12 protein-coding genes are annotated in these 17,910 nt (G+C 67.5%); 2 read left to right on the top strand and 10 right to left on the bottom strand.

The features are described from left to right. Positions 1-213 precede the first annotated feature (213 nt). The 9 genes from OHB21_RS03000 to OHB21_RS02960 all read right to left on the bottom strand — a co-directional run bounded on the left by OHB21_RS03000 (position 214) and on the right by OHB21_RS02960 (position 12,309). Positions 214-1,866, bottom strand: a complete 1,653-nt coding sequence (locus OHB21_RS03000) for a serine/threonine-protein kinase (RefSeq protein ID WP_195125508.1) — start codon at positions 1,864-1,866, stop codon at positions 214-216. A gap of 109 nt (positions 1,867-1,975) precedes the next feature. Then, positions 1,976-3,205: a DUF7373 family lipoprotein gene (locus tag OHB21_RS02995; RefSeq protein WP_324192065.1), complete on the bottom strand. Its 1,230-nt coding sequence runs from the start codon at positions 3,203-3,205 to the stop codon at positions 1,976-1,978. Positions 3,206-3,291: 86 nt separating this feature from the next. Next, positions 3,292-4,494, bottom strand: a complete 1,203-nt coding sequence (locus OHB21_RS02990; RefSeq protein WP_067507306.1) for a DUF7373 family lipoprotein — start codon at positions 4,492-4,494, stop codon at positions 3,292-3,294. A 10-nt stretch (positions 4,495-4,504) separates the two neighbouring features. Then, the gene (locus OHB21_RS02985) at positions 4,505-5,710 is read right to left on the bottom strand and encodes a DUF7373 family lipoprotein (protein WP_067507303.1); all 1,206 of its coding nucleotides are present in this window, start codon (positions 5,708-5,710) and stop codon (positions 4,505-4,507) included. Positions 5,711-5,996: 286 nt separating this feature from the next. Continuing rightward, the gene (locus OHB21_RS02980) at positions 5,997-7,190 is read right to left on the bottom strand and encodes a DUF7373 family lipoprotein (protein WP_147265863.1); all 1,194 of its coding nucleotides are present in this window, start codon (positions 7,188-7,190) and stop codon (positions 5,997-5,999) included. A 5-nt stretch (positions 7,191-7,195) separates the two neighbouring features. Beyond that, positions 7,196-8,371, bottom strand: a complete 1,176-nt coding sequence (locus tag OHB21_RS02975; protein ID WP_324192064.1) for a DUF7373 family lipoprotein — start codon at positions 8,369-8,371, stop codon at positions 7,196-7,198. 196 nt (positions 8,372-8,567) lie between these two features. Then, positions 8,568-9,755, bottom strand: a complete 1,188-nt coding sequence (locus tag OHB21_RS02970) for a DUF7373 family lipoprotein (protein WP_195125506.1) — start codon at positions 9,753-9,755, stop codon at positions 8,568-8,570. Positions 9,756-9,757: 2 nt separating this feature from the next. Next, positions 9,758-10,999: a DUF7373 family lipoprotein gene (locus tag OHB21_RS02965; RefSeq protein WP_195125505.1), complete on the bottom strand. Its 1,242-nt coding sequence runs from the start codon at positions 10,997-10,999 to the stop codon at positions 9,758-9,760. Positions 11,000-11,070: 71 nt separating this feature from the next. After that, positions 11,071-12,309 (bottom strand): DUF7373 family lipoprotein, encoded by a 1,239-nt coding sequence (locus tag OHB21_RS02960; protein WP_228790604.1) that lies wholly within the window; start codon positions 12,307-12,309, stop codon positions 11,071-11,073. Positions 12,310-12,417: 108 nt separating this feature from the next. Here OHB21_RS02960 and OHB21_RS02955 point away from each other — a divergent pair, with 108 nt between their 5' ends. Continuing rightward, the gene (locus OHB21_RS02955) at positions 12,418-13,725 is read left to right on the top strand and encodes an FHA domain-containing protein (protein WP_067507286.1); all 1,308 of its coding nucleotides are present in this window, start codon (positions 12,418-12,420) and stop codon (positions 13,723-13,725) included. Between the two features lie 4 nt (positions 13,726-13,729). Here OHB21_RS02955 and OHB21_RS02950 read toward each other — a convergent pair whose 3' ends face one another. Further along, positions 13,730-15,094 carry a neutral zinc metallopeptidase gene (locus OHB21_RS02950; RefSeq protein ID WP_407675227.1) on the bottom strand — a complete coding sequence of 455 codons (1,365 nt, stop codon included), beginning with the start codon at positions 15,092-15,094 and terminating at the stop codon, positions 13,730-13,732. Between the two features lie 179 nt (positions 15,095-15,273). Between OHB21_RS02950 and OHB21_RS02945 the strand changes: the two genes are divergently transcribed. Further along, positions 15,274-17,799, top strand: coding sequence for an ATP-binding cassette domain-containing protein (locus OHB21_RS02945; RefSeq protein ID WP_067507280.1), 2,526 nt, complete (start codon positions 15,274-15,276; stop codon positions 17,797-17,799). Positions 17,800-17,910: the final 111 nt, after the last annotated feature.

Below are 17,910 nucleotides of genomic sequence, written 5' to 3'. Positions count from 1 at the left end.
TCATCCGAGGTCTGAGCGTCCGTCGGCACCGAGGACGCTTGGATGTGACCCCCCGAGACCTGAGACCGCGGCGGCGTCGCATTGGTCATCGCCAGCTCCGTGCTCCCCTCCTTCCCCCTGCTCGCTGCCACTGACTGGCGAGTTGGGGCTGGCTGGCAACACCCTACCGAATTAGGTGGCGGTCGCGCCAGCAGTCAATCCGCGCTACCACGCCTACTGGGTGACGACTTTCGCGATGACCGGGACCATAGTGTCGATCAACACACGCTCGGACTGGTCGGTCCACACCTGGAACGCCTGCACGGTGGACAACTCATCGATGACGACGATCTTCGCCTTGCTGTTCAGGATCGTCCTCGGCAATCCGCCGAGTCCGCCGTTGCCCGCCGCGCTGTCGGTGCGGAACACGAGCACGACATCCGTCTCGACGTCGGCCGAATAGGAACTGGCCGACAACTGCCGCGGTGATTTCTCCTCGCCGACCGCCTTGAACTCGGTGTTGTAGGTGAATCCGATGTTCTGCAGGAACTTCGACTGGTCGCTCGGCGTGAGCACCACCGACAGCGTGCCGTTGCCGAAGTTGAACGCCGTCAGCGTCTTTCCGTCGAACTGGGGATTGTCCGCACGGACCTGGGCGAGATCGGCGCCGCCGCCTCCACTGTCGCCGGAGGGACGGGTGAGGAAGAAGGTGCCCGCGGCGACCGCCGTCACCACCACCAGGCCGACGATCGCCGGAATCAGCAGTTTGCGCCGCTTGGAACGGCCGGTGTCACGGCCGTTGCGGGCGGTCTCGACGGTGCTCTGATCCGGGGGCGCGCCGAAACCCAGCGCCGACGTGCGCGGCTCGGTGGGGTAGGACGTGACCTGGTGACGGGGATCGGTCCCGTATCCGCCGGTCATCTGATGCGTTGGACCGGTGGTGTATCCGCTGTGCGTCTGATGCCGTGAATCGGTCGTGTAACCGCCCTGCGTCGGGTGGCGCGGATCGGTCATGTGCGCGGGACCGGGTGCGTGGAACTGCGCGCCGTACAGCACCGCCTGGGCGTCCTGGACGAACTCGCGGCACGAGTTGTAGCGGTCGGCGGGATCCTTGGCGAGGACCTTCTCCAGCACGCCGTCCAGCGCGGGCGGCAGCCCGGCGCGCGCGGCGCTGAGTTTGGGCGGCGGCTCGTGCAGGTGACCCATCATGACCACGGCGGGCATGGTCGAGGGGTAGGGATTCTGGTCGGTCAGCAGCCGGTAGAACGAGCAGCCGAGGCTGTAGAGATCGGAGCGGTGGTCGAGCCGCTCGCCCATCAGCTGCTCCGGCGACGCGTAGGCCACCGTCGCCATGAAATTGCCTGTGGCGGTGAGGTCTTGGCCGTCCTCCGACGACTTCGCGACGCCGAAATCGGTGAGCAGCACCCGCTCCTCGTCGCCTTCGTCGGGCGCCGAGAGCAGGAAGTTCGCCGGCTTCACATCGCGATGCAGCAGCCCGCGGCGGTGCGCGTAGTCCAAACCCTTGCCGACCTCGGCGATGATCCGCAGCGCGCGCTGCGGGGTCATGACCGACGGACCCTTCTTCGCCTCCTTGGAGGCGTCGGTGCCGTCGATGTACTGCATGGCGATCCAAAGCTTGCCGTCCTCCTCACCGCGGTTGTAGACGGTGACGATATTGGGATGGTCCAGCCCAGCCGCCAGATTCGCCTCGCGTTCGAACCGCGCGCGGAACTCGTCGTCGGTGGACAACTCGGCGCTGAGGACCTTCAGAGCGTCGCGGCGCGGGAGAATGGGGTTCTGCGCGAGGTAGACCGTGCCCATACCGCCGGCGCCCAAAACCTGGATAACCCGGTACCCACCCACGATTGCGCCGGGCCGCAACGCCATTCGGTCCTCCTTACGATGTCGAACGCCCGGCGAACGAGCCTTCCGGTGAAATCTAGCAAGCTGCCGTGTCGTATTCGACCCGGCCGCGTGATCGCACCGGGCCGCGCGACTACGGTCTGGTCAGCAGCGCGTACTGCGCCGACGTCTTCTGGTGCAGGTCCTGCAGCTGTTTGCTGGCCAGCTGGACCGCGTACCGGTCCACCTGGAATGTGCAGATATGCATCTGCAGGATGGGCTCGCCTTCGGAGGGCTGGAAGTAGTCCGCGAAGCAGTAGACGTTCTCCCCGAGCCCGGTCGGCGAGTCGACCATACGCCGGACGTCGGTCTCCTTCAGATTCTCCCGCCACCGTTCCCACAGGGTTTCGGCCCCGTCGCCTGTCTCGGACCGGAACACCACGGCGTCGCCGAAGGAGATGAGATCGATCTTGTGGTCGCGCAGGATGGTGAGATCCTCGGAGTCCGACTCCATCAGCGTCAGTGCCGCCCGCCCGGTGTAGTAGCCGTCCGGGTCGGCGCGCAGCGGTGACTCCACGTTGCTCGGAATCGTGCGCGCGACCATGCCCTCGGGGTCCAGTGGGACGCGCGACAGTTCCTCGGCCGGCGTCGGCTCGAACTCGTCGAGCAGCGGGACCTGGACGTCGAGCATGCGCTCGACCTGGGAGGTGAGGCCGGGCAGGTCGGGCGGTGCGGTGTCGTCGACGACCTTGATGAAGATGACGTACCGGTCGTGCACGGTCCACGAGCCGATCGAGGACACGGTAGGCCGCCAGTGTGCGGTGGTGCCGGGATGCTTGGTGATCTGCACCGAGACGTTGTCCGGGTTGTAGGTGAAGTCGTCGTGCTCGAGCGTCGGCCCGACTTCGGCGGCCGTCTCGGCGTCGGGGAACATCAGCACCGCGAGATTCATGGTGCGCCGCGGCGCGTCCACCGGGCCGCCGGTCGACCACGAGTTCACCCAGCCTGCCACCAAGTCCTCGGCGACCTCGTCGAACGTGTCGTTGATGACGAGGGTGCCCAGCGCCTTCTGATTGAGGACGACGTGTGGCCTGATGTGCCAAGCGTCCTCGACATAGCTGGGGTCGGCCTCGAAGGGCAGCGCCACGTAGTCGCCGAGGCGCTGGGATTCCCGGGTCCGCGCCTCCCGGTCGTTCTTCGCGTTGCCGATCTCGCGAGGCTCGGTCGGGTAGTTGCCGACGTCGAGCGTCGACACGTCGGTCGACACACGGACCGGAGATCCGGGGACTTCCGATCCGCACGCGCCGACGGCGGCCACCAGCAGGCCGGCCGTCACTGCGGCGACCGCGATCCTTCCGGGATAGGACTTCACTGGTTTCGGCACGGCCACCCCTGTTGTTTCGCTGTGTTCTCGCGGGATCCTACGTCGCGGGCGTGGATTCGCTCTGGGTTCACGATGGACCTCGCCGCTCATCGGTCGTGCGCCAGCAGCTTGTACTGGGCGGCGGCCTTCTGATGGACCTCCTGCAGGTTGATGCCCTGCACGATGGCGACATATCGGTCATAGGCCAAAAAGCACGTCGGGGGAGTGGTAGTCCAGCTCCCTTTGGGGTCCGACATGTCGAAGCACTCGACCCCCGGCATGTCCCGCGGGCTGTCGGCCTCCTTGTATCCGTCGGCTCGCATGGCGGTGAGCGCGGCGATGAGCCGTACGGTGCTGGCGGCGTCGCGGGTGCGATAGACCCGAGCGCCGTCGGAGGCCACCAGATCCACGCCCGCGTCGGCGAAGGCGCCCTTGGCGAGCGCGGGTGATTTCTCGGAGTGCAGCGCGGCCTGGTCGGTCGCGATCACCTCGGTGCTGTGACCGTGGCCGGGCCGGTCGCGCTCGGCGGTCGGCAACGTGCGGGACAGCATCCCGTCGATATCGACCGGCAGCGACGCGAGTTGGTCGACCGGCGTCGGTTCGTACGACTTCAACATCTCGATCTGCTTCGTGAACGCGTTCTTCGCGATCTCCGCGAGCGCGGTCGGATCGGCGGGCTCGGTGACCGGGTCCTGGAGATGTACACCGAGCAGCATCTCGCCGTGTGGCAGCCAGACGTCGAGGTAGCGCTTCTCGTGCGACCACCTCGTCACCGCACCGGGAAACCCGTCGATGGGAACGGGGACCCCGGGGTAGACCTTCTGCTGTTCGTCGGCGAGTCCGCGCGCCGCGGTCTCCGCTTGCGCGGCGGTGCCGAAGCGCAGGTTGTAGGTCTGAATCTCCTTGCCGAGCAGCGGGGTCGACCGCCGTTCGCCGTTGGCTTCCCACCCCGCGATGAACCCCTCGGCGAACTGCCCGAACTCGAACTCTTCCGGGACCGAGAACAATGTCGGCGCGGAGGTGGGCGTGTTCCTGCGGTCGTATCGGGAGTACCTCCGCTGGTAAGTGAGCCTCGGATCGATGTCGACGGCGACCGGCGTGACGGCGCCGATGCGCATCGCCTCGAGGAAGTAGCCGGAGTCGTCTCGCCTGGTCGCCTCGACGTCGCGGGGTTCGGTCGGGAAGTTGCCGGAATCCAGGGCGGCGATATCGATCGTCGGGGTCGCCGGTCCGTCGTCGCCGGAATCGCCGCAGGCGGTGAGCGTGGTCGCGGTGATCAGCGCGATGCACAGGGTGCGTCCGAATCGCATGGGTGCGTCCTCACTCACTCTTGGCCAGGATCGCGTATTGGGCCGCGGCTCGCTGGTACAGGACTTCGCCGACCCGGCCGCTCATATTGGCCTTCGCCAGCACGACGGCAACGTAGCGACCGAAGACGACCGTGCAGAACGCGTCATAGAGGCGGCTGGTCATCATGGTGTCGAGCTTGAGGCAGCGTGCGTCGGGCAGTCCGGGGGGAACGGGCAGCTCTTCGTCGTTCTTGCCCGCCTGCATCAGTGCCGTCTGCACTTGGAACGCGCCTTGCAGATCGCGTGCGCGATAGACGATGCCCGCCCGCCGGGCCACCAGGTCGACGCCGGCCTCGTCGAACGCCTTACTCATCTCGGCGGGATTGCGCTCGTAGTGCAGATGCCCCTGCGGGCTGTACACGCCGAAATCGTCGTCGCCGATGAACGGGTCGCTGTAGTCGGGGGCTTCGGGCAGCGCACGCCACATGATGCTGTCGGGGTCCAGCGGCAGGTCGAGGACGTCGTCCAGCGGCGTCGGCGTGGTCTCGTCCAGCCGCGCCTTCTGGCGTTCGATCGTGGTGCCGACGAAGGTGGCGAGCGCGTCGCGGTCCGGGGTCGGGAGGCCCGCGTTGACCATGATCACGTACGGACCGTGCGCGACGAAGCCGATGGCGGTGATGTCGTCGCGCGAGGACACTTTGGCGTCGGACTGCGACGGGATCGGTATGGGATGGCGGTCCCGTGGTTCGTTCGTGACCTGATCGAATTGCTCTGCGGCTCTGCGGCTCTCGGCGTCGGTGGGGAAGCGCAGCACCGAGATGATCAGCTTCTTCAGCTCGCGCAACTTGCCGTTCGTGCGTGAGGAGTACACGCCGAGCAGCAGGTTGTTCTCATTGGCGGCCGCCTTATAGGTCTCGGGGAAGGTCGTTTCGCTCACGATCGAGTCGCCGTTGACGAACAGATCGACCGGCCCCGCGTCGGAGATCTCCGGATCGATCTCCGTCTGCGCGACGAGATAGCCGAGCAGCCTGCGCGCCTCGACCATCCGCAGCTCGTTGATCATGGTGATATCGGGGTCGTACGCACTCGGCTCGGGCGTGTACGCCCCGGTCTTGAGTGCCGCCACATCCACGGGCGCGAGCCCCGGCTGCGGGGTGCCCGCGATCGTCGACGCACAGCCGACGGATAACGCCGCGGTGGCCGCGATCAGGCCGGTGAGTACCGGTCGGAACCTCACTTGTCGCCCTTTCCGGAACGGCCGTCCACGTGCGAACCGCGCACCACCAGGTCAGCGTGCGTCATCCCTGCCCCCGTCCCTCCGATTGCTTCCGCCGGATGATAGTCGACGGACCGGGTGGTTCCGATAGCGTCAGATCCGGGGCCGCAGCGCGGGCACGCTCCATGACAGCAGCGCGGTGTCTGGTCCAACGGTCTTTCTGACAGGTTCCTTTCGCCCGCGCCGCTCGATCGGCGGGAGCGGATCTGACCGAGGCCGCGACCACCGTCCGCCAGCCCACGCATTTTCACGATCCCCACTCGAGTATCTTGTACTGAGCAGCTGTCACCTGGTGCACTTGCTGTGTATTGGAACCCGAGATGTACGCGACGTATCGGTCGCTTATCAGGTAGCAGTGCGTTGGATAGCTCACCACATCCATGGCGTTCAAATCTTTGCGTTCGAAACAGCGCACGCCCGGCATGTTCGGCGGGCTGTCGATTGTCCGGTATTTCTCCGGCGCCCGCGCGATCAGCGCAGCGACGAGACGTTCGGCGCTGGGCGTATCACGAGTGCGGATCAGTGTCGTACCGGAAACGCTAACCAAGTCGACACCTGCATCGGCATATGCCGCTTTACTCAACAGCGGATAGTTGTCCGAATGCAGCCAAGCTTGCCTGGTGAGAACCATCGACGGGTCGGGGCCGTCTCCCGCGTTGGACTCCTCCATCGGGAGGGTGCGCGCCAGCATGCCTTCGGTGTCGCCGGGCAGCGACGCGAGTTGATCGACAGGCGTAGGGGAGAAGTTCCGCAGACCCTCCACCATCTTCACCAGGGCCTTCTGGGTCAACTCGAGCAACGCGGACATCTGTGGTGGATCGTTGACCGGTTCCTCCACGCGGACTCTGAGCAGATAGATGTCATGGACCAGCAGACTGTCGAGACTTTTTCCGGTTGGTGACCATGTCGCACGGGCCTGGGGGTGCTCGGGAATCGTGGCCTGCTCGCCGGGTGCTTCGCGGTCGAGAACGTCGGCGAAGCGCGGCGCCGCGGCCCGTGCCTGGTCAGGAGATTCGAATCGAAACGTCTGCATCTCCAAAGTTCTCCCCACGCCTCCCATGCGTCGTGTTCCATGGGACTGCCAGCCGGCTACGAAACCGGGCGCCAGTGTGGCGAACGCTTCTGGCGTATTGGGGGCTATCATGCCGGTCGGGAAGCGTGTAGGTGTCACACGGCGATCGATGTAGGCGCCGGTTCGGTAGGAAAAAATGGCATCGATATCGGCCGCGATAGGCAAGACCGCCCCGAGCCGTGCCGCCTCCTGAAGCTGTCCGGATTTGTCGAGATTCATCGTCGAGATGTCGCGCGGCTGCGTGGGATAATTGCCCGAGTTCAGCGTCGCGACATCATACTCGTACGGGCTCGAAACTTCCTGACCGCCGCAACCGGCGATCAACGCCGCGGAGGCGACGGTGGCCAGGGCTATGCAGTGAATTCGCATAGTCGTTACTCGCTTCTCGCCAGGATCGCGTACTGTGCCGCAGCCCGTTCGTATAGGTTCGCGGTGGAGCGGGAATAGTACGGCAGAGCCCAATAAACCACTGCTACGTAACGTCCGAACACTACGGCACACATAGTGTTGTACGAGCGGGCGGGGTCCAATTCCTCGAGAAGGAGACACCGCACATCGGGTAGTCCGGGTGGCGGCGGGAGTTCCTCATCGTTCTGTTCCGCCTTCATCAGTGCGGACTGCAGCGCGAACGAGGCCTCCAGGTCGCGGGTGCGGTAGACGACGCCACCCCGTCGGGCCACGAGATCGACTCCGGCTTCATCGAACGCCTGTTTTGCCGCTGCAGGGTTGCGTACGAAATGCAATTGAGCGGACGGGGCGAGGGCGCCGAAGTCCCTATCCCCCTTGAACGGGTCGCTGTAGTCCTTGTAGTCGCTGGCGGGAGGCAATGCGCGTCGGAGAATGCCGTCCGGGTCGATCGGTGAGTCGAGGATCTCGTCCAGCGGGATTATTTCCAATTCGTCGATCCGGGGTATCTGCAGTGAAAGTGTTTTGCGGAGCACCTCCGCGAGAGCGGCTTGATCCGGTTGCGGTATACCGGCATTGACCATGATCACGTACGGGCCGTGGGCGATGAACGAGATTGCCGTGATGTCATCGGCGGAACTCGTCAGCGCGGTGGGGTAGCCATCGATCGGGATGACATGTCGTCCCGGTTCGTCATTGGTGATCTGGTCGAAGTCGACGGCTGCCTTCCGGCTCAGCTCTTCCGTCGGGAACCGCAGCACGGAGATGATCAGTTTCTTGCGGCTACGCAGACTGTCGTTGATGCGTGAGACGTATACCCCCGAGAGCAGTCTATTGTCGACCGAGGCGCGTTCATATTTTGGCGGAAAGGTATCCTCCTGGATCATCACCCCGGGACTCTCGAAAACCTCGATTGTCCCCAGTTCATCAATTTCAGGGTCGACTTCATACGAGTGCACCAGTTTGGCGAGGATGCGATAGGCGTCCAGTCTGCGGATCAGGGGGATCGAATAATCCGGGTCGTACGCGGTGGGCTCGGGCGTGAACACGCCTGTCGCCAGTGATTCGATGTCCACCGGAGTCAAGCCAGGCGACGGATTGCCCGCGATCGTGGACGCGCAGCCCACACACGTGGCCGCTGTCACGGCGATCAGAGTGGTCGATAGCCCACGGAACCTCATGCTTCCCCCTGTTCGAAACGTCCGGCCGGCTCGGCGCAGGGCAATCCCAGTCCGGCGCGCGTCGTTCTCCACCCAGCCCCGGCCGTGTTCTCGCCGGATACTACTCGACGGATCGGGTGGACCCAGTACGGCCGAACCCCGGCGGACCAGCGGTGACTCATCATTTCTCGGCCAGGAGCAAATACTGGGCGGACAGTCGCTGGTGCAGGTCCTGCGGCTGGGTCGACACCACCGCCGCGACGTAGCGGCCCACCGGCAGGAAGCACAGGCGGTCGACGATCGGGCGTGGGGCCGTCGGCGTGCCCTCGTCACCCTTCACGCATTTGGCGCCGGGAAAACCGGGTGGGCTCGCGTCGGGGGTCATCTCGGTCTCGGCGGTGACGAGGAAGGCGGCCAGGCGTTCCGCGGCCGCCGCGTCCGATGTGCGGAAGAGGGTGGAGCCGCTGATCGCGACGTAGTCGACGCCGGCGTCCTGGTAGGCGCGGGCGGCGAGGTCGGGGCGCGCTTCCAGGTGCAAGTACACCTGGACCGGGTAGACGCCGCTGTAGTCGTCGTAGGTGCCGGCGCGTTCGGGTGCCAAGGTTCGGGCCAGCAGTCCGTCGACGTCGGCCGGGACCGTCGAGAGCTGATCCGCCGGCGTCGGCTGATACGCGGCGAGACGTTCGACTTGGGCGTCGAACACCTTCTTGGCGAAGTCGAGCAGTGGCACGTGGTCGGGCGGGGTGGCGAGACTGTTCGACACGTAGACGTACAGCAGATACTCGTTGTGCGGCGTCCAGGACTGGACGGCGTCGTACTGGCTGTGGAAGGTGCGCCCCGCCGGGAACCCGGGGATGTCGAGCTCCCCCTTCGGCGGATATTGCCTGTTCTCCTCCGCGGAGATGACGTCGGCGGCGTGTTCGGCTTGGGCGGCGGTCTGGAACCGCATCACCCAGGACGAGGCCGACAGACCCGGCGTCATTCCCTCGCGCTGCGAGCCACCTGTCCGCCAGCCCGCGACGAGCCCCGGCACCCGTTCGTTGAAGGTTTCGACATCGCCGATCCTGGGTGGACGCTCGGCCGAAATGTGCTTGGCGGACGACGAACTGGCGCCGTGGATCATTCGCGGGTCGATATCGAACATCAGCGGCACGTGCTCTCCGAGCCGCACAGATTCCTGGAGGGAGCCGGTGGCCGCGGTGCGCTGCCCTTCGATATCGCGCGGTGTGGTGGGGTAGTTGCCTGGATCGAGCTGGGCGGTGTCGACGGCGGCGGCGATGGCGGGATCGTCGCCGTCACCGCAGGCGGTGGTGACGGCGATCAACGCGGCGATCGCGGCGTAGGCGAGTTTGCGCGGGCGGTTCGTCATGGTCACTCGCTCCTCGCCAGCATCGAATACTGCGCGGCCGCACGCTGATGCAGCGAGGGATCGAACCCGAACCCCTGAGTATTGGCGAACACCACCGCCACGTAGCGGCCGTAGACCAGGACGCACCGGAACTTGGTCTCGCGGATCGGATCGCGCAGTTCGCTGCCCAGGCAGCGCGCGTCGGTGATGCCGGGTGGGTTGTCTACCTCTTCGTCGTCCTTGCCCGGTTGGGACAGGAACGTGTGCAGGCGAAACGCCGCCTCCGCGTCGCGGGCCCGGTAGAGACGGGCGTCGTGCTGGCCGACGAGGTCGACGCCGGTCTCCTCGAAGATCTGCTTCGCACCCGGCCCGTCGTGCTCGAAGTGGATCTGCTGCGCGGGGCCGTACACGCCCACGAGTTCCTCATAGCTGGTGGCGTATTCGCTCGGCCCGGGCGGCAGGACGCGCCGCATGTAGCCCTCCGGATCCTGGGGCAGGTCCAGGATCTCGTCGATCGGCGTCGGCGGGTTGGCGTCCAGGCGCTCGAATTGGAGGTCGATCAGCTTGCGGAACTGGCCGGTGAGCGCGTCGATATCGGGCCGCGCCATGGTCACCATCGTGACGACGGCGTAGGACCCGCGGCCGGCGAAGACGTAGCCCTTCTGGTCGTTGGCGGTGACGACGGTGAGACCGTCGTGACCGGGCAGCGGCACCTGGCGCAGCCCGGGGACGCGTTCGCCGAGCGCGGTGGCGAACTCGGCGGAGGCGGTGCGCGCGTACGCCTCCGAGGGGAACCGCATCACCGTGTGAACCATGTTCTTCAGTTCCCGCGCGGACCCGTTCGATCGAGTCGTCGCCGCGCCGGCGATCAGATAGTTGCGTTCGGCGACCGGCAGGAACTCGCTCGGCAGCACCCCGAACGGCGGATCGCTGAACACCGAGCTGCGCGCCTCGAGGAGCTGCGTGGCTTCGAGGTTCGTCAGATCGGGGTCGACCTCGAACGGCGCGACGAGAAAGCCCAGCATGCGGCGGGATTCGATGCGGAAGACCTCGGCCTTGGAGTCGTATTCCGGTTCGTAGTCCACCGCCTCGGTCGCGTACGGACCCACGTTCAGCGACTCCAGGTCGACCGGTGTCGCACCGGGCACCGCGTGCCCGCCGACCGTCGACGCGCACGCCGCCAGTATCGGTACGACGACGGTGGCTGTCAGCGCCACCTTCAGTTGTCGCCACGTGCGCGCACGGGCGATGACAGACTTCGCCAACGGATTCCCCCACCCCTCGGACGTTCAGACCGCTCAGTGTCCCGACATCGTAGCCCGCCGCGCCGACAGGGTCAGAGGCTGTTGGCCAGCAGGGCGTACTGGGCGGCGACCTTCTGGCGCACGTCGGGCTCCTTGTCACTGGTCACCAGGCCGACGTACCGCTTGTAGGGCACGTAGCAGCGGTACTTGTACTCGCGTTCCGGATCGCCGGAGCTGTTGAGCTGCAAGCATTTCGCACCGGGCACGTCGTTGGGGGCCGGGTGCGGGTCGAAGAGGTCGGAGACCGATTCGATCAGCCCGTCCAGGAGTTTCACGGCGGCCTCGGCGTCGCGGGCGCGCGTGACGGAGCTGGCCTCGGCCACGGCGATCTTGTCGGTGCCGGTCTCCTCGATCAGGCGCGCGACTGCGGCTTCGTCGTCGGCCGCGTGGATGGCCTGGTACGCGTCGAAGATCGCGAAGGCCCGCGCGTCGGGTTCGAGATCGGAACGGTCGTCGACGACGACGCGCGCCAGCAGGTTTTCCGGGTCGACCTTCAGCGTATCGAGCCTGTCGGCCGGAGTCGGCTGGAAGCGGTCGAGCGCGGGGACCTGGGCGTCGAAAGTCTTGTCGGCCCAGGTGACCAGATCGTCGCTGTCGGCCCTCGGGCGCTGGACGTACAGCGAGATCACGAACTCGCGGTGCGCGAGGAACGCGCCCACGCTGGCGACACCGGGACGCCAGTGCAGATAGGCGTCGGGATACTCGGTGGAGCCGAGCCTGCGGTTGTCGGGGGAGACGCCCATATCGGCGTCCTCGAGTTCGCGGGCGGCGAGCTTGGCGGTGGCCTCGTCGCGGAAGCGCAGCACCACCGTGGTGATGGCGGTGGTGTCGGTGGCCGGGCGGGTCTGGCCCGGCGGGTCGGCCTTGTCGGCGCCGCTGGCCGCGAACCCGACGATCATGTCGTGGTTGTCCAGCACCGGTTTGGACACGTTGGCCAGGAACTTCAGCGCTTCCTCGCTGTCGGCGACCACGGTGCTGCCTCGGCCGTAGACCAGCGAGGGGTCGATCTGGATGGTGGGCACCACGGCCTCGCTCATCCGCATGCCCTCGAGCAGCGCGCCCGCGCCGCCGGATTCCTGGTCGTAGCGGTGCCGGTCGACCGGGTACGGCCCCACCTCGAGCGTTCTGACATCCGGTTCGCCCGGCAGCGCGGTTCCCGCCACACTGCTGCAACCGGCCAGTACGCCCGCCGTCACGATCGTTGCCACCACGATCGCCCACCGCTGCCTGCGAACCATGACGAGCCCCTCGTTCCTCCCGTATGTGCTCATGAAGTTACCGGACGAACGCCGCACACAGCGACCCTTGCCGACGCGATTGCAATACGCTGGGAGCATGGCGACGACCACGAACCGCACGCTCGGCGGAGGCCGATACCGGTGAAAGATCGGCAGGTCGAGGTCGTCGCGGGAAACCATGCGGTCGCCAGGGTGGCGGGTGCGGTGCTGGTGGTCGCGCACCGCGGGCCGGGCGAGCCGACGGCGGACTCGACGGCCTCGCTGGCGCTGGAGTCGCTGGCCGAACTGGTCGCCGAGGCCGCGCACCTGCACCCGGAGGGGCCCGGCGCGCAGGTCGCGCGGCAGGCCACCCGCTGGCTAATGAAGCACGCCGAGCAGATAAGTCCCGGCGTGCCCATCGATTTCGGCATCCTCTCCGCGGCCGAGAACGGCGGGGTGGCGATCTTCCTGCACGGCGCGGTCACGGCCGTGCTGGCCGGCGACAACGGCGACCAGCGCTACCGGGGCAGCGACGCCGCGTTCACCGTCGACCGGGTCGCGGCGGCGCCCGCGCGCGGGGTGGCGCTGTTCATCGATGACGAGAAGGGCCGCATCCCGGAGGTGCCCCGCGCGCGCGGAATCGGTTGGCTGGTCGAAGGAATCGCGCGGGCCGGCGGCGCCGTCCTCTGGACCGACGGCGCCCGCGCGCACCGCCCGGTCGCGTCACCCGCGCAAGAGTCCGGCCCGCCCGTGCCGACGGCGCGCATCGACGCCGAACCCCGACGCGAATCCGACTCCCGCGAGCCGCGGCGCGCGCCCGAACCGGGCCCGCACCACGCCGCGACGCAGGCGTCGACCTCGATGATGGACCAGGTCGGCGAGGATTCCGACCCGCAGTTGGCGCAGACCATGATCGGCGGCACGAACCCCGCGCCGGAACCCGACCCGGACCTGCAACGGCGCCTCGAGGCGACCGCCAAGGCGACCGCGCTCACCGTCAAGGTGATGGGATTCAAGTGCGCGCGTGCGCATCCCAGCGATCCGCGGTCGGCGTTCTGCACGGTCTGCGGCATGCCGGTCGACCAGACGCAGTCGCTGATCGAGGTGATCCGCCCGCCGCTGGGCATGCTGGTGCTCGACGACGGCATGACCTACATGCTGGCCGCCGACGCCGTGATCGGCCGCGATCCGGAGCATTCCGAGGCGGCCCAGCGCGGCCTGGTGCCGCTCAAGGTGGACGACACCTCCGGCGGCATGTCCCGGGCGCACGCCGAGATCCGCCTGGTCAACTGGGACGTCACCTTGGTCGACCGCGGTTCGACCAACGGCACCCGCAGCAGGCTGCCCGGCTACCGCGACTGGGTGCGCCTGCACCCGAACCAGCCGATGACGCTGGTGCCCGGCACCGAGATCATGATCGGCAACCGGGTGCTGCGGTTCGAACCGGCCGCCCCGCCCCCGTTCGGCTGAGCGGTTACGAATACCGCGACATGCAGGTGTTCTCGCCGTACAGGACGCCGGCGCGGAACGCGTCGACGCGGGCGAATCCACTCGGCACCGTCTGGCCCTCCACGTCGCTGGCGGCCAGGCCGTCGGTGAGCAGGCCCGAGACCGCCTCGTCGAGATCGCCCGCGGCCAGGGTGATGTCGCCCTGGTCGGCGCCCCGGTTCGGGTCGGCGAGTTTGCCGGTCACCACGCCCGCCAGGCAGGCGGCGCGCAGCCCGGTCTTGGGGCCGACCAGCGACTGGCCGTGGTTCTGCTGCACGGCCAGCGTGTAGCGGGAGATGAAGACGACGTAGCCGTTGTAGTCGCCGGAAACCTTGAGCGGCAACGGATTGTCGTCGTCCACGTCGGCGGTGCCGCGCTCGGCCAGCTTGGGGATGTCGGTGGCGATCAGGTTGCGCGCCGGGCAGTAGGAGACCGGCTCGGTGGTGACGCCGTCGGTGCAGGTGATGGTCGCGCCGTTGTACTCGTAGGTCGGGCTGTTCCGCACCGGCAGGATCGCCGCCAGCGCCTTGGTCAGTTCGAGCAGACTGGCCTTGTCGATCTCGTATTCACCGCTCTGCCCGCCGAGGGTCTGCGGGAGATTGCCGCGGCGCTGGTTGATCTCGTCGATATCGATGCCCTTGCACGCCTTGGGTCCGTCGGTGAAACCGATCTGTACCGCGGTCACCCGCTCGAACGCGGACCCGTGCACGCTCTCCGGATCGTCGGGATCGGAGTCGCGGATCGCGACGGTGGCGGCGAGCACGTTGTTCAGGCCGTCGGAGGTGTTGATGGTGAAGTGCTTCGACTTGCCTTCGGCGACATGGCGGATGAACGCGCCCGCGAAGCAGTCGGCCTGCTGCTCCTTGACGATCACCGGGTCCTTCGGCTTGACGATCTCCGCCTGATTCTGGATGGCGTGGCCGTACTCGTGGGCCAGCACCATCACCACGGCCATGTTGCCGAAGGCCTCCTCCATGGTGGGCAGCAACACCGCGCGGTCCCAGCCGATCGAATCGTCCAGGCGGCAGTAGGCGGCGTTGACCAGACGGTAGGTGGTCTCCTTGCAGAACTCGGGGGCCTCGGCGCGCGGATCCTTCGCGCTCCACGAGATCAGCTTCTCGACCGGTTCGAACTCGCCCTCGAACTCCTTGCCGTACTCGGTGCTCCAGTAGGTCTGGATGTCCTCGACGGCGTTGAGCGCCAGTTGATCGACCTCCCCGCCGTCGCCGTTGATCGCGGTGAGGGTGCTGTCCTCGACATTGGGCCGGGGCCCGCTCGGTCCGCTGGTGGTGGGCAGCCCGGCCACCTTGAACGGGTCGTCGTAGACGGAGACGGCGCGGCCGTCGACCATCCTCGTGCACCCGGTCAGCGCGATGGCGCACAGTAGGGCTGTGATCACAGCGGTCGCTTGGAGTTTCGGCAAAGCTGCCCCTCGTCGGCCGGTATAAAGTTCACATCGGTCGCCGGATCGGGAAGAAAGGCGCGTCGGGGGCACCGCCGATGTCCGGTCGATCGCATAGTATCGCCCGCATGTCTTTACCGGGGGCGCAGACCATCACCGTGCGCCATGATGGAACTGAACGGGTATTCGAGGCGAACCAGAAGATCACCATGGGCCGCGCGCCCGAGGTGACGCTGTTCGTCGACAGCCCGCTGGTGTCGCGGGTGCACGCGACGCTGGCCTGGCAGGGGAGTGGCTGGGTTCTCACCGACAACGGCAGCACCAACGGCGTTTTCGTCGACGCGCGCAGACTCGCTCAGCCCGTGACGATCGACCGGCCGACACAGGTCCGGCTGGGTGACGCGATCAGCGGCCCGCTGCTGCATCTGCTGCCCACCGCGCCCGCGGCGCGGCACGGGCGGCCGCCGATGCCGCCGTCGCAGGCGCAGCAGGCCGCGCCGCCGCGGCCGGGCTACCGGCATCCCAACCGCCCCGCGCCGCCACAGCAGCACCAGCCGACCCCCAAACCACCGCCGACACCGCAGTACAAGCCGCCGTCGCAACCCACACCGCAGACTCCGCCCGTCAACGTCAACATGACCACCAAGGCCGACACCTCGGCCTTGCCGCCGGTCCGGGCCCGCGCGTCCACCGCGCCGATCGCCCGCGCCGACCGCCTGCCGCCCGGCGGGCTCGACATCGGCCGCACCACCGACAACCAGATCGTCGTCAACGACCCGCTGGCCTCGCGCAAGCACGCCCGCCTGCTGGCGGGTTCGGAGGGCCTCACCCTCGAGGATCTCGGCTCGGCCAACGGCACCTTCGTCAACGGCACCCGTCAGCAGCGCACGGTGCTGCGCGAACGCGACATCGTCACCATCGGCAACGTCGACTTCGTCGTCCAGCAGGGCACCCTGGTGCACCGGCAGAAGCCGGTCGCCGAACAGGGCCTGCACGTGCACGGCGTCGGCTTCACCGTCGAGGGCAACAAGCAACTGCTCGTCGATGTCAACATGCAGGCGGGCCGCGGCACGCTCACCGCGCTCATCGGCCCGTCCGGCGCGGGCAAGTCGACGCTGGCGAAGCTGATCGCGGGCAACACCCAGCCCTCCGGCGGCGTGGTGACCTTCGAGGGCCGCAACCTGCACGCCGAGTACGAGGCGTTGCGCTCCCGCATCGGCATGGTGCCCCAGGACGACGTGCTGCACCGTCAGCTCACCGTCCGCCAGGCGCTGGGCTACGCCGCCGAACTGCGGCTGCCGCCCGACACCAGCAAGGCCGACCGCCAGCAGGTGATCGACGGTGTGCTCAAAGAGCTCTCGCTCACCCAGCACGCCGACACCCGGGTGGACCGGCTCTCCGGCGGCCAGCGCAAGCGTGCGTCGGTGGCGTTGGAACTGCTGACCGGCCCGTCGCTGCTCATCCTGGACGAGCCGACCTCCGGCCTGGACCCCGCGCTGGACCGCCAGGTCATGGTGATGCTGCGCGAGCTGGCCGACGCGGGCCGCACGGTCATCGTGGTGACCCACTCGGTGGCCTGCCTGGACATGTGCGACCAGGTGCTGCTGCTGGCGCCCGGCGGCAAGACCGCGTTCTGCGGGCACCCCGCGGGCGTCGGCGCGGCGCTCGGCACCAGCGACTGGGCGGAGATCTTCGCCCAGGTGGCCGCCAACCCGGACCAGGCCTTCGCCGCGTACCGCTCCCGGCAGGCGTTCGCGCCGCCGCCTCCGCCCCCGCCGCGCTACGGCCCGTCGGGCAGCCCCGTGCGATCCAGCGGGTTCAAACAGTTCTCGACGCTGGTGCGCAGGCAGTTGCGCCTGATCCTCGCCGACCGCGGCTACCTGGTCTTCCTCGTGCTGCTGCCGATCATCCTCGGCGTGCTGTCGCTGGTGGTGCCCGGCGAGAACGGGTTCGCGCCCGGCGGATTTACCACCCTGCCCAGTGGCGAGATCGTGCGCACGGGCGGGGGTGAGACCCAGCAACTCCTGGTGGTGCTGATCCTCGGCGCCTGCTTCATGGGCGCCACGCTCACCGTGCGCGACCTGGTCGGCGAACGGACCATCTTCTACCGGGAGCGCGCCGTCGGCCTGCTGCCCTCGGCGTACCTGATCGCGAAGATCGCCGTGTTCAGCGTCACCGCGTTCCTGCAGTCGGCGGTGCTCGTCGGCATCACGCTGGCGGGCAAGAAGCCGCCGGGCGAGGGGTCGGTGCTGGCCAACGGCAGCATCGAGCTGTACCTCGACATCGCGCTCACCGCGGTCTGCTGCGTGGTGTTCGGCCTGCTCATCTCCAGCATCGCCAAGTCCAACGAGCAGGTCATGCCCATGCTGGTCGTGATGATCATGGTCCAGCTGGTGATGGCGGGCGGCCTCATCCCGGTCACCGGACGCGTCGTGCTGGAACAGCTGTCGTGGCTGTTCCCGGCCCGCTGGGGGTATGCGGCGGGCGCGTCGACGGTGAACATCCGGGAAATCTTCGTCAACGCGCAACCGGACGGACTCTGGAACCACGAAGCGGGCATCTGGTTCCTCGATATCGGACTGTTGCTGGCGATCACCGCGGTGCTGGCGGTCATCACCTGGCAGCGCCTGCGACTGAAGAAGTCGTCGGCGTGAGCGTCGCCCGCACCCGGCGCGACCCGGTGATGGCTGGGATCGCGCGCATGTCTCTCACACAGCAGGCACACTTATGCCTGTGACAGTGCGAGTAGGGGCAGTGCATCTCGG

This window comes from Nocardia puris (genome assembly GCF_036051655.1).
GTDB classification, from domain to species: domain Bacteria; phylum Actinomycetota; class Actinomycetes; order Mycobacteriales; family Mycobacteriaceae; genus Nocardia; species Nocardia puris.
The sequence above is the reverse complement of the archived record's forward strand: the minus strand, read 5'-3'. Positions and strand labels throughout refer to the sequence as shown.

Excerpts from the sequence above, each read along its gene's own strand:
- OHB21_RS02980 (WP_147265863.1), bottom strand. The coding sequence starts at position 7,190 with ATGCGAATTCACTGCATAGCCCTGGCCACCGTCGCCTCCGCGGCGTTG.
- OHB21_RS02990 (WP_067507306.1), bottom strand. The coding sequence starts at position 4,494 with ATGCGATTCGGACGCACCCTGTGCATCGCGCTGATCACCGCGACCACG.
- OHB21_RS02970 (WP_195125506.1), bottom strand. The coding sequence starts at position 9,755 with ATGACGAACCGCCCGCGCAAACTCGCCTACGCCGCGATCGCCGCGTTG.
- OHB21_RS02945 (WP_067507280.1), top strand. The coding sequence starts at position 15,274 with ATGTCTTTACCGGGGGCGCAGACCATCACCGTGCGCCATGATGGAACT.
- OHB21_RS03000 (WP_195125508.1), bottom strand. The coding sequence starts at position 1,866 with ATGGCGTTGCGGCCCGGCGCAATCGTGGGTGGGTACCGGGTTATCCAG.
- OHB21_RS02950 (WP_407675227.1), bottom strand. The coding sequence starts at position 15,094 with ATGGTCGACGGCCGCGCCGTCTCCGTCTACGACGACCCGTTCAAGGTG.
- OHB21_RS02960 (WP_228790604.1), bottom strand. The coding sequence starts at position 12,309 with ATGAGCACATACGGGAGGAACGAGGGGCTCGTCATGGTTCGCAGGCAG.